General features: G+C 42.8%; 8 protein-coding genes. 5 read left to right on the top strand and 3 right to left on the bottom strand.

Features of this window, described 5'->3' with window-relative positions; genetic code table 11:
- The first annotated feature begins 106 nt into the window (after positions 1-106).
- The 4 genes from KW060_RS07950 to KW060_RS07935 all read left to right on the top strand — a co-directional run bounded on the left by KW060_RS07950 (position 107) and on the right by KW060_RS07935 (position 6003).
- The gene (locus KW060_RS07950) at positions 107-1492 is read left to right on the top strand and encodes a TolC family outer membrane protein (protein WP_249034279.1); all 1386 of its coding nucleotides are present in this window, start codon (positions 107-109) and stop codon (positions 1490-1492) included.
- A gap of 231 nt (positions 1493-1723) precedes the next feature.
- A complete protein-coding gene (locus KW060_RS07945) occupies positions 1724-2359 on the top strand; it encodes a DUF2497 domain-containing protein (protein ID WP_274757338.1) in 636 nt (211 codons plus the stop codon).
- A 96-nt stretch (positions 2360-2455) separates the two neighbouring features.
- The gene (locus tag KW060_RS07940; RefSeq protein WP_249034278.1) at positions 2456-5131 is read left to right on the top strand and encodes a valine--tRNA ligase; all 2676 of its coding nucleotides are present in this window, start codon (positions 2456-2458) and stop codon (positions 5129-5131) included.
- An 8-nt stretch (positions 5132-5139) separates the two neighbouring features.
- Positions 5140-6003: a DUF3108 domain-containing protein gene (locus KW060_RS07935; protein WP_249034277.1), complete on the top strand. Its 864-nt coding sequence runs from the start codon at positions 5140-5142 to the stop codon at positions 6001-6003.
- Between the two features lie 382 nt (positions 6004-6385).
- Here KW060_RS07935 and KW060_RS07930 read toward each other — a convergent pair whose 3' ends face one another.
- The 3 genes from KW060_RS07930 to KW060_RS07920 all read right to left on the bottom strand — a co-directional run bounded on the left by KW060_RS07930 (position 6386) and on the right by KW060_RS07920 (position 11434).
- Entirely contained in the window at positions 6386-8251 is a 1866-nt protein-coding gene (locus KW060_RS07930) for a methyl-accepting chemotaxis protein (RefSeq protein WP_249034276.1), read from the bottom strand.
- A gap of 256 nt (positions 8252-8507) precedes the next feature.
- Entirely contained in the window at positions 8508-9017 is a 510-nt protein-coding gene (locus KW060_RS07925; protein ID WP_249034275.1) for a DUF6702 family protein, read from the bottom strand.
- Complete coding sequence (locus tag KW060_RS07920; RefSeq protein ID WP_249034274.1) at positions 9017-11434, bottom strand: M1 family metallopeptidase; 2418 nt, start codon at positions 11432-11434, stop codon at positions 9017-9019. The genes KW060_RS07925 and KW060_RS07920 overlap by 1 nt, the downstream gene beginning before the upstream one ends.
- A gap of 159 nt (positions 11435-11593) precedes the next feature.
- Between KW060_RS07920 and KW060_RS07915 the strand changes: the two genes are divergently transcribed.
- Positions 11594-12844, top strand: a complete 1251-nt coding sequence (locus KW060_RS07915; RefSeq protein WP_249034273.1) for an NAD(P)/FAD-dependent oxidoreductase — start codon at positions 11594-11596, stop codon at positions 12842-12844.
- Positions 12845-12965: the final 121 nt, after the last annotated feature.

Genomic DNA, 12965 nt, shown 5'->3' with positions numbered 1-12965 from the left:
AAGATGTTGACAGTGGAAACATATTGAGGCAAATTCTGGCCTCGAAATAAAAAAAACAGCTGTTTTTGTCTGCATTCGGGCGAATACACAAAAAAAGGTATTAAAAATGACCAGAAAAACAATGCTATTGAAACCTGTTCTTTGTACAGCAACGGCGATTGCTGCACTTATGGGGAGTACTTTTTACGCAAGCGCAGCAGATAATCTGAATGATGCACTTGCAACCGCCTATTTGAACAACCCTGATCTCGAAGCAGCACGTGCAAGTCAGCGCGCAGTTGATGAGACAGTAAACCAGGCCATCGCAGGATGGCGTCCAACTATCGTTGGTACGGGGCAATGGTCCAAACAGGAAAACGAGCGTACCGGTGCATTCAGCAACAATGCGACGACAACACCGAAATCCATTGGTATTTCCATTGAACAGCCAGTATTCCGCAGTTTCCAAACTGTTAACGGCACAAAAGAAGCAAGAAGCAACGCCGAAGCTGGTAGAGCGCAACTTGCAAACACAGAACAACAAATTCTTCTAAATGTTGTTGCTGCATATTCAGACGTTATTCGTGACGAAGCATTCCTTGAATTCACGACAAACAACGTAATTGCACTACAAAGACAGCTTCAGGCATCTGAAGACCGCTTTGCCGTTGGTGAAATCACCCGTACTGATGTGGCGCAGTCTCGTGCTCGTCTATCACGTGCACAGTCAGAAAAAATTGCTGCCGAAGCAACACTTACAGCGAGCCGCGCTGCATTCCAGCGTGTTGTCGGTAATGAGCCGGGCACTCTAGAGCGTGAAGTACAGCTTCCGCCGCTTCCTGCATCGGAAGAGGCAGCATATGACATCGCATCAAGAAATCACCCACTTATCGTTGCAGCAAATGCATCGGAAAAAGCGGCTGATTACGCGGTTAAGAAACAGTATGGCGGTCTTGGCCCAACAGTAAACGTTGGTGCAAGCTGGACGAAAAGCTGGGATTCATTCCTTCCGGGTGACCGTTCAACCGCAAAAGCCATCTATGCGAACCTTCGTGTTCCAATTTATCAAGCCGGTATTCAGGCATCTATCGTGCGTCAATCTAAACAGCGCCGCAGCCAGTTCAGAATGGAAGCCATTTCCGCTGAGCGTCAGGTTCAGGAGCTAGTAAGAAACGCATGGGAAAGCTACCGCGAAGCATCAGCACGTATCGTTTCAACACAAGCACAGCTTGATGCCAACGAAATCGCGCTTGAAGGTGTTCGCCAGGAAGCAGATGTGGGCTCACGTACAATTCTTGACGTACTGGATGCTGAACAGGAACTATTGGACGCTCGCGTTAATAACGCACGTGCGGTTCGTGACAGAACTGTTGCTGCATATAACCTGATTGCGAATATTGGTCAGCTTAATGCTACTGATCTTGGTCTTAATGTTCCGTTCTATGACGCAGAACAAAGAAGTAAAGACGTTGAACATAAGATTTACGGCTTTAGCGCAGGCGATAACGATTAAAAATCAAGTATTTCGCCAAAAAAATAGGCGTTCACTTTAAATTTTTATTAAATATTACGGCACTATATTCCTATGGTGCCGTTTTATTTTTGGAAAATATGTTAAAAAACATTGATAATCTTCTGAAATTAAATAAAAATATTATGGTTAACAAATCTGGAAAAAGCAGATATAAATAAAAAACGCCATAAAAAGGCCGGAATTAAATATAAATTTACGGGAAACTGAAAAATGAGCGAACCGGAAAAAGAAGAAGAACCCAGCATGGAGGAAATCCTGGCTTCTATCCGCCGAATTATTTCGGAGGATGACGAGGAGCCTGCAGCTGAGGCCGCACCGGAGCCAGCCCCTGAACCAGAGCCTGAGCCCGAACCGGAACCAGAACCAGAACCCGAAGAGGAAGTATTGGAACTTACAGAAGACGACCTAGAAGAAGAAATGTCAGCAGATGACATCGATAGTCTTTTTGATGACGTGCCAGAAACACCAGACGAGGTAGAAGAACTCGTTATGGAAGAAGAGCCGGAACCTGAACCAGAGCCAGAGCCGGAACCCGAGCCAGAACCTGAGCCTGAACCCGAACCAGTTGCCGCGATGGATGATCTTGGTATTGATGATGTCGATCCGGATTATGCACATGAGCCAATTATGTCTGATGGACCGTCTGGCGATGTAATGGGGCAATTTGATGCATTATCAGCACTCCTTACCACCGGTTATCAAGGATCAGGAAACACACTGGAAGACCTTGTCCGTGAACTTCTTAGACCAATGGTCAAGCAATGGTTAGATGAAAATCTGCCCGATATTGCAGAACGTATGGTCGCTAAGGAAATAGCAAGGCTGGCAAGAACGAAAAAACCATAAATTATTTAAAGACAAACGAATAAATAAGTTATATTTTTACACAGAAGGGCCAGTAGATTGGCTCTTCTGTTTTTATATGGAATAAAGATTAAAGAAATGCTTGAAAAAACTTTTGATTTTGCAAACCGCGAAAAAGATATTTACGACAATTGGGACGACAAAGGTGCCTTTAAATGTGGGCAGCGTCCGGATGCGGATCCATTTACCATTATTCTTCCGCCACCAAATGTGACAGGGAACCTACATATTGGTCATGCGTTAAATCATACGTTACAGGATATCCTTATCCGATTTGAACGTATGCGCGGTAAAGATGTCTTGTGGCAGCCTGGAATGGACCATGCTGGTATTGCAACACAAATGGTTGTTGAACGTAAACTGGATGCAGAGGGCATAAGCCGACATGACCTTGGCCGTGATAAATTTATCGAGCGCGTCTGGGAATGGAAAGAAGAATCCGGTGGCATGATCTTTAATCAAATGCGCCGCCTTGGTCAAAGCTGTGATTGGAGCCGTCAAAAATTCACCATGGATGATGGTTTCGTCGAAGCGGTCCTTAAAAAATTCGTTGATCTTTATCATGATGATCTGATTTTCAAAGCAAAACGACTTGTGAACTGGGATCCCAAGCTTTGCACAGCGATTTCTGATCTTGAGGTGGAACAAAAAGAAGTAAACGGCAATTACTGGCATTTCAAATATCCTGTTGATGGACAGGAAGGTCGCTTTATTACCGTTGCAACAACACGTCCAGAAACAATGCTTGGTGATGTGGCTGTTGCTGTTAATGCCGATGATGAACGTTATAAAGATCTTATTGGTAAAACACTGACACTACCGATCGTTGGCCGTAAACTGATTGTGGTTGCTGATGAACATGCCGATCCGGAAAAGGGATCAGGCGCCGTGAAGATCACACCAGCCCATGACTTTGATGACCACATGGTTGGTAAACGTCATGATCTTGAAAATATCAATATCTTTGATGAATATGCGCACCTTAATGACAATGTTCCTGAAGAATACCGTGGCATGGAACGTTTTGAAGCACGTAAGAAAATTGTCGCTAAAATGGATGAACTTGGATTGCTTGAAAAAATCGAACCAACCGTACACATGGTTCCATATGGCGACCGTAGTGGTGTTCCAATTGAACCGTGGCTAACCGATCAATGGTATGTTGACGCAGAAACGCTTGCGAAAAAAGCAATCAGCGCCGTTGAAGATGGTGATACAAAATTCGTTCCGAAGACGTGGGAAAAAACATATTTCGAATGGATGCGTAACATCGAACCATGGTGTGTGTCACGTCAACTTTGGTGGGGGCATCAAATCCCGGCATGGTACGGACCGGACGGTGAAACATTTGTTGCTGTAACAGAAGAAGAAGCGCAAAAAGAAGCAGACGCCCATTACGGCGAAGTAAAAGAACTTACCCGTGATGAAGACGTACTTGATACGTGGTTCTCATCAGCACTGTGGCCAAATGGCACAATGGGCTGGCCAGAAGATACACCGGAACTTAAGCGTTATTATAAATCAGATGTTCTTGTGACAGGTTTTGACATTATTTTCTTCTGGGTTGCCAGAATGATGATGGACGGCCTTTATTTCATGAAGGACGAAAATGGCGAACCAGAAGTACCATTTGAAACAGTATATGTTCATGCGCTTGTTCGTGATGAACATGGCGCCAAAATGTCAAAATCAAAAGGAAACGTAATCGATCCGCTTGAACTTGCGGATAAATACGGCGCAGATGCGCTTCGTTTCACGCTTGCCGCTATGGAAGCGCAGGGCAGGGACATTAAAATGTCCGACAAACGTGTTGAAGGATACCGTAATTTCGGAACTAAACTTTGGAATGCGGCGAAATTCTGCGAAATGAATGAATGCTTTAACACAGGTGGCGAATTTAATCCGTCAGATGTTAATCTAACACTAAATAAGTGGATCATCGGTGAAGCAGAAAAAGCAGCACTTAAGGTTACGGAATCACTTGAAGCATTCCGTTATAATGACGCGGCCGCAGCAGCATACCATTTCACATGGGGTACTTTCTGTGATTGGTTCATTGAACTGGTAAAACCACAATTTTATGCCGATGATGGCGCAGACAAGGACGAATGCCGCAAGACAGCCGCATGGGTTATGGATCAGATCCTAAAAATGCTGCATCCATTTATGCCATTTGTTACTGAAGAGCTTTGGGGTAAATTATCAGAAAATCGTGATAGTGACCTTATTTTGGCCACATGGCCAACATATAACGCGGCCAACGTTAATGAAGCGGCCAGTGAAGAAATGAACTGGTTAATCACATTGATCACGGATATCCGTGCGGCGCGTTCAGAAATGAACGTCCCTGCGGGCGCCAAAATCGATATGTTGGTTGCAGATGCGGCAGATGGTACCAAAAATGCGTTAAGCGCACAGATGGACGTCTTAAAGCGCCTTGCAAGGCTGGAAAATGTTGATACACTTGATGGGGATGCACCAAATGGAGCCATTTCTGTTGTGGTTGGTGAAGCAACATATTACTTGCCACTTGCAGATGTGATTGACATTGACGCTGAAAAAGCAAGACTTGGAAAATCGCTGGAAAAACTTGAAAAAGAAATCAAGTCTGTATCCGGAAGATTGAACAATGAAAACTTTGTGTCAAAAGCGCCAGCACACGTGATTGCTGAAAATAAAAAAGGCCTTGAAGAAGCAGAAACCAAGGCAGACAAAATAAAGCAAGCGTTAGAAAGACTTAACGCAATGAATTAAGGGTAGCCATGAAAATACTGATTAGGACGATACTGATATTATTCACATTCAGCGCTTACGCGAATGCCCAGATCGGGTCGTCCTATAAAGTAAACCTTAAATATAAGGCATATTGGGGTGGCTTTACCGTCGCGGAAATCACAAGCGATACTATCATCGATAATAATAATTATGAGGTCAGTGCCCATTACAAAGTAAAGGGCATTGCATCCATCGTAGGCAAAATGGAAAATAACACCATGGCCCGCGGTATCATGCACCGCACCGGTGAGTACCGACAGCTTTATTATCAAAGTCAGGGTAACTTCGGAAAGTTTAAATATCTGAATAAAGTATCCTTTAATCCTGATAATTTAATGGTCACTGATCATGTTCAGGAACTCGAATTACGCGAAAACACAGAATATATTCCCATTGATGATTTGGATAAGCACGGATTTGATCCGATGACGTTGTTTCTTAATATGATCATGAATGAAAATTTCAATCGTGATTATAAAAATGGATATCGTGATCGCCAATTTGGTGGTGTATTTGTTTCATCACAAAGTTTCTTATGTGATGAATATGAAACCTTGGAAAAAGAAAGACGTTCCGTGTTCGAGGGCGAAACAACCATTTGTAAAATCGATGGTGAACTTCTTGCCGGCGGCATTCGCAGCACCGATCCAAAGAAAGAACGCAAAAGAGGGCGCGAGGACGACGACCAGGACAGCCGCCTGTGGTTTGGTAAAATGCCGGGTTTTAATGGTATGTTACCTGTATACACAGAATTTAAAATTGGTTGGGGCAAGGTCCGCATTTATCTTTCTGACTTTTCTATTGAGCCAATAGAAGGCAATATTTTAACCGCCGAAAACAATCGCGATTAAACGTCATATTCCTGTCATCTGGATTTGTTAGTCTTTTTATTGTAAGATAATAAAAAGCTTACGAGGTTCTATATGGGAATTACACCGTGAACCATACGAAGTGGTTCAATATATCTTGTGAAAGGCGATCCTCTCGTCGCCTGCGGTGTTTTTTTCTCCCTAAAAACAATATTCATTTTCCATCAGCAACTAACCGAAAGGATAGACTATGACGGCAGGTCGTAAATCATCAATGGTGCGCAGACCAAAAAAACCATGGCGCAGAGGGGCGTTATTCCTTATCCCCAAATCATTGATGAAAGGCTTTTGCTGAAAAATAAAAAGGGAAGCCGCGGACAGGCTTCCCTTTTCGGGCGTACTCGGGATATTACCTAATCTTCGGTTAGGCAATTGATTTTGACATTTCTTCCACTTTGCTTGTCGCATCATTTGCCTGATTGGTTGCAACCGCAATTTCATTGATGTTGACATTAATGGATGAAACGCCACTGGCAGCACTTTGCATGTTACCAGTCATCTCTCTCGCAGCAGCACTCTGCTGTTCAACGGCACTTGAACTATCCACAACATAGGTGCGGACTTCATTAAGTGAATCTCTAATGGCTGTGAAATTATCATCAACCTCTTCAGATACTTTCTGCATTCCGTGAATTTCACTTGAAATCTGGTCTGTTGCATTTGCCGCTTGTGCGGCAAGGTTTTTAACCTCGTTTGCAACAACAGCAAATCCACGACCTGCTTCACCGGCACGGGCAGATTCAATGGTGGCATTTAGCGCAAGCAAATTAATCTGATTGGCAATATCCTGGATCATTTCCACAATATTTGTCATTGCTTTTGCCGTTTGAATTAGTCGCTTTGTTGCTTCACCACCGGATTCTGATCGCTTAAATGCATCATCCGATGTCTCGCGTGATTTACGCATGCTATCAGCGATTGACGTGATTGCTGCATCAAATTCTTCAACACCCGCCGCAACCGCTTGCACGCTTACGTTTGTTTCTTCTGATGAATGGGCGGCACTGTTTGCCTGTTCAGTCGCACTTAGCATTGCATGATTAATACTGGCGAGTTCTTTTGCGATATCTTTTTGAACTTGTTCTTTACGGCGGCGTTCAAGCACAGCGTCAGTGATATTTGACGCGAATTTTACAACCTTAAACGGTTTGCCGTTCACATCCATGATCGGATTATATGTTGCTTGTATCCAAATTTCCTTACCGTTTTTGCCATAGCGTTTATATTCGGCAGCTTGGAATTCACCTTTATTCAATTTTGACCAGAATGCTTCATATTCCTGACTGGTTGCAAATGATGGATCAACAAATAGACGGTGATGTTGTCCTTTGATCTCGCTTAAATCATAACCAACGGCATCAAGGAAGTTTCGGTTTGCATCAATGATTGTGCCATCCATATTAAATGAAATAACCGCTTGTGATTTATCAACGGCTTCTAACTGTCCGTTATAATCAGCAAGTTGCATTTTTTGCGCCGTTATGTCGGTTGCGAACTTTACAACCTTAATTACACGTCCTTTGGCATCGAATATTGGGTTATATGATGCACTGATCCAGATTTCACGACCACCTTTGGCAATACGTTTATATTCTGCGGTTTGGTATTTACCACGGTTTAAGCTTGCCCAAAATTCTTTATATTCATCACTGTCTGCATATTCCGTATCAACAAACATACTGTGATGTTCGCCCTGTATTTCGGATAGGGCATACCCCATCGCACTACAGAAATTTTCGTTGGCTTCAATGATGGTGCCATCAAGATTGAAATGAATGACGGCCTGTGCCTTGTTAAGCGCGGCGATTTGCCCTTCGGTATCGGCGCGTCTTAATTTATTTTCTGTGATGTCTGTTGCAAACTTTACAACACCTGTCACGATACCATCGTTATTAAGGATTGGATTATAGGATGCCTGTATCCAAATCTCGCGTCCACCTTTGGCAAGGCGCATATATTCCGCAACCTGATATTCACCGCGGTTTAGGGCCGCCCAAAAATCTTTATATTCTTGTGATTTTGCATATTCGTGTTCAACAAACATTCGGTGGTGTCGACCCTTTATTTCATCAAGGGTATATCCCATAGCATTCAGGAAGTTTTCATTCGCCGTTTTTATCAAGCCTTCGGCATCAAATTCGATTACCGCTTGCGACCTATTTAGCGCGTCTAATTTTGCTTTTGTGTCAGAATTAACAGCTCTGCTCATTCCTTTTAACTTTTCAAACATTTGTATCACCTATTTATCAAAAATATTCCCAAGTACAATGTAGCCCACCAATATGTAACTTTTGCTGCAGGGTGATGATAATAATAATCAAATATGAATAAAATCTTAAAAGTCGTTATATTTCAACGACTTAATAATATATCTCAGATACATCTTAAGAAAATAGAAGAGGGATTATTGAATATTATTTAACATATTCAATAATTTACGATTTTTGTATACAATATATTCTGGTGAATAATTTTATGAAAAAAAATTACTCTTTATCGAGCTCAACATTAAGAAGTTCGATGTTACCAACAAATGTTGCCGTTTTTAATTCACCGCGTCCTTCGACGTTCACTGTATTGATCTGATCAACCCAAATATCACGAAGCGCATTATGAATAATGGTCAGTCCTTCGATGTTTTCCGGTGCCTTAATTTCCTGATAAACCCAGATGAATTGACGGTCAATTTCATAACCAACCATATCCAGTTTTAATTCAGGACCGTTAAGCGGCTTGATAGCAAATCTGTCAGCGACATACTGTGCGAATTGTTCCTGTGTTTCTTTGGAACTGATGATATCAGCATTCTTATCAAAGATCATTTGAACGGCATGTTCTGTATCATGAACATAGAAACGGTGCATTACTTCCAGGTTGCCTGTGTTCTTATTAAACAGAACCTTTGTAATCGCTGCGCGTTGTTGATGTGCGAAAGCGGACGTAGTAAATACGCCCGCCATCACCAATAAAGTTATAATCTTAAAAAGCTTAGACATTATTTATTTTCGTTCTTTGGCTCTTTAAGTTCTGTCTTAATGTCATGCATAACATTACGACGTTTTAGACCACCACGTGGTGAGCTTTTGTAAGCTTCGATACGGCTTGGGATAATGCGACGAGGGTAGTGGTTATTTTCCACATTCGTGTCCGCAGTGTACCAGTCCGGATCAAGTTCTACGCGCTCGACTTCTTTATCAAAAACGAAAAGCTTTTTCACCTTAAGGTGGTTACGACGCCAGATTTCCGCCGGAATGTTCATGAATTCTGTAGAACCGTCAGTGAATGTAAATTCAATCAGGATCGGCATTACAAGACCGCCTTTGTTAGAGAACTCAAGAACATAGTAATTCTTGTCTTCTTCAACGGCGCGCTCGAATTCTGCACGTTCACGTGGCTCAAGACCATCAAGGAAATCGATATATTCGTTACGTTCTTTATTTGTAACGGTGAATTGATCGTTTTCATTATGGAAGTCACGAACATCTGGGTTACGCTGGATCCATGAACGCATGCCTTCTTCTTCGTTACGTTTAACATAAAGCGATTTTGGCTTTTGGTTAAATTCGTCACGACGACGTGCGAAATCAATATCAGGATCTTTAGTATCCATACGCATTTGGTAAATGTGATCTAGTGAGATATCCACATGATCCGTTGTGTAATACCAACCACGCCAGAACCAATCAAGATCTACGCCTGATGCTTCTTCCATTGTACGGAAGAAATCAGAAGGAGTAGGGCGCTTGAACATCCAACGACGTGAGTATTCTTTAAACGCGAAATCAAACAGTTCACGGCCAAGGATCACTTCACGAAGGATATTAAGCGATGTCGCCGGCTTCGTATACGCGTTAGGTCCAAGACGAAGAACACTGTCTGATTGTGTCATGATCGGAACCTGATTTTGCGACTTCATATAATCAATGATGTCTGATGGTTCTGAATTTGCCCAGTCATAATTCCATTCACGACCAGCAACACCGTCAAGATAACTGTTTAGCCCTTCGTCCATCCATGTCCATTGACGCTCGTCACTGTTAACAATCATTGGGAAATAGAAGTGACCGACTTCGTGGATAACCACGCCGATCAGGAATTCTTTTTCCGCCATTGTATATGTACGTGTACCATCATCATTAAGGATCGTACGCGGACCGTTAAATGTGATCATCGGATATTCCATACCGCCAACAGGTCCATTTACAGAAATAGCAACCGGATATGGATATTCGAATGAAACGCGGCTATAAACTTCCATTGTGTGGATCACAACTTCTGTTGAATATTTTTCCCAAAGCTCGCCACCTTCTTTCGGGAAGAATGACATGGCCATTACGAATGGACGTACTGAACCACCTTGGTTATATCCTTTAGCATCCCATGCAAACTTACGTGAAGATGCCCAAGCGAAGTCACGAACATTCTCGGCTTTGAAATGCCAAGTTTTTGTGTCGTTTGTGCCTTCTTTTTCATTTTCAAGGGCTTCTTCAGGTGTCACGATATAAACAGGACGTTCTGCTGTTTTCGCTTCTTCCCAGCGCTCAAGCTGAGTTGGTGTCATAACATCAGTCATGTTTTGAAGCTCACCTGTTGCCGCAACAACATGGTCGGCTGGAACAGTAAGTGTTACATCAAAATCACCAAATTCCTGTGTAAATTCACCGGAACCAAGGAATTCTTTCGCAGTCCATGCTTCATAGTCAGTATATGCACCCATACGTGGGTACCACTGTGACATTTCGTATAGATAGCCACCACCTTCGATTTCATCATCAGGGAAGTGTTCGTAACCGCCACGGCCACCCATCACATCGCTTTCGATGATGTTAAAGGCATAATCAACGTCAAAGGTTACATTTTCACCTGTTTTAAGTGGTGTTAATAGATCAACACGCATCTTTGTGCCAACAACCGTGAATTTAAGATCACGGCCGGATTGTTTTACGCTGCTGACTTCAAAACCGAACTCGCGGTCTTCCTGAAGCTGCATTCTGCGCAATTGACCAAGGCTAAGACGAGCAGGGTCACCATCAAAGCCTTTTACGCTATCCGGTGCACTGTATGTTGCTGTCTTATGTTGCATGGAATCTTTGTTGAAACGGTTCTGATCAAGTTGAACCCAAAGAAAACGCAGTGTATCAGGTGAATTGTTGTGGTATGTGATTTCAACATTACCATCAATACGGTGGTTCTTTTCATCCATCGTCACGTTGATTTTATAATCAGCGCGCTGCTGCCAATATTCATGGCCAGGCTCACCACCAGCCGTACGGTATGAGTTGGCCGTTGGCCAGATTTCATCCATTTGGCGGAATTTGTCGACATAGTTTCCTTTTGTCTGTTGCACTTGCGCCGTTGAAACCGTCGCAAATGATACACACAAAGTGAGTAATACGAATAATTTACGAAACATAAATTTCGCTCCCATTTATATATTTTTGTAGAAAGGTGACTATACAAACTACATAAGGTTATGCCTAGTAAATTATCGTTTTTTTTCACTTTAATATATGCACCATTTCGGTTAAGCTCGTCACCTTCCATCAAGCAAGAATAAAAAGGGGCTTATTTAATGAGCGAACAATCGAAATTTGACATTGTTATTGTCGGCGGCGGATCAGCAGGGATCGCCACAGCAGCAAGTCTTCTTAAACGTCAATATTGGCTGAATATTGCGATCATCGAACCAAAAGATGAACATTTCTATCAACCGGGCTGGACTATGGTTGGTGCAGGTGTCTTTTCATCAGAAGAAACAATCCGTCCAGAAGCCGACGTTATGCCAGAAGACGTGACATGGATTAAAGATGCAGTTGCAACATTCGATCCTGATAATAATGCAGTGACACTGGAACGTGGTGATAAGGTTGAATATAACTATCTGGTGGTTGCACCGGGCATTAAACTTAATTTCGATGCGGTTGAGGGATTAGAAGAAGCGATCGGTAAAAACGGCGTAACATCAAATTACGTCCGCGAAGGCGCACCATACACATGGCAACTTGTGCAACGTTTCCGTGGCGGAAAGGCGATCTTCACACAGCCGCCATTACCATTTAAATGTGCCGGCGCACCACAAAAAGCAATGTATCTATCCTGTAACGAATGGGAAAAGAAAGGCGTGCTTGATAACACAGACGTTGAATTCTGTAATGCGGGTCCTGCGTTATTTGGTGTTGCGGAATATATCCCACCACTAATGGAATTTGTTGAAAGATATGACGCAAAGCTTTCATTTGGTAAAAACCTGATCAAGGTTGACGGTGAAAATCAAATCGCCACTTTTGCCGTAACGGACGCAGACGGCAAAGTCACCAACGTAGAAGAAAAATTTGATATGCTTCATGTGTGCCCACCACAATGCGCACCTGACTTTATTGCAAATAGCCCACTTGCGGCGGAAACAGGGTTCCTTGCGGTTGATATCAATTCATTACAAAGCACAAAATACGATAACGTGTTTGGTGTGGGTGATGTTGTTGCGACATTAAACGCGAAAACGGCTGCTGCCGCACGTAAGCAAGCAGTTGTTGTTGCAGAAAACCTTCTTGCGCAAAAAGATGGCACAGCCCTTAATTCCGTATACGAAGGATACGGTTCTTGTCCATTAACAGTGACAAAGGACAGAATTATCCTTGCAGAATTCGGATATGGTGGTAAAATTATGCCAACATTCCCGAAATGGATTAACAATACACTTAAGGCCACAAAATTCGCGTGGGTTCTTAAGGCAGATATCCTTCCGTGGGTTTATTGGAACTGCATGCTGAAAGGCCGCGAATGGTTCGCCGGTTCCACCAAGAAGGACAGCGGTCATCATTAATATGACCACATAAAGAATTGTGATGATATATTCATTATATTATCAGGGGTAGGGCTCCATCTTAACAGGTGGGGCCCTTTTTTTGTTTATTTAAAATCACATTAATGCCATCATACAATTG

This window comes from Pseudemcibacter aquimaris (genome assembly GCF_028869115.1).
Lineage (GTDB): Bacteria > Pseudomonadota > Alphaproteobacteria > Sphingomonadales > Emcibacteraceae > Pseudemcibacter > Pseudemcibacter aquimaris.
This window is presented reverse-complemented; position numbering and strand designations above follow the sequence as displayed.

Excerpts from the sequence above, each read along its gene's own strand:
- KW060_RS07950 (WP_249034279.1), top strand. The coding sequence starts at position 107 with ATGACCAGAAAAACAATGCTATTGAAACCTGTTCTTTGTACAGCAACG.
- KW060_RS07945 (WP_274757338.1), top strand. The coding sequence starts at position 1,724 with ATGAGCGAACCGGAAAAAGAAGAAGAACCCAGCATGGAGGAAATCCTG.
- KW060_RS07940 (WP_249034278.1), top strand. The coding sequence starts at position 2,456 with ATGCTTGAAAAAACTTTTGATTTTGCAAACCGCGAAAAAGATATTTAC.
- KW060_RS07935 (WP_249034277.1), top strand. The coding sequence starts at position 5,140 with ATGAAAATACTGATTAGGACGATACTGATATTATTCACATTCAGCGCT.
- KW060_RS07930 (WP_249034276.1), bottom strand. The coding sequence starts at position 8,251 with ATGTTTGAAAAGTTAAAAGGAATGAGCAGAGCTGTTAATTCTGACACA.
- KW060_RS07925 (WP_249034275.1), bottom strand. The coding sequence starts at position 9,017 with ATGTCTAAGCTTTTTAAGATTATAACTTTATTGGTGATGGCGGGCGTA.
- KW060_RS07920 (WP_249034274.1), bottom strand. The coding sequence starts at position 11,434 with ATGTTTCGTAAATTATTCGTATTACTCACTTTGTGTGTATCATTTGCG.
- KW060_RS07915 (WP_249034273.1), top strand. The coding sequence starts at position 11,594 with ATGAGCGAACAATCGAAATTTGACATTGTTATTGTCGGCGGCGGATCA.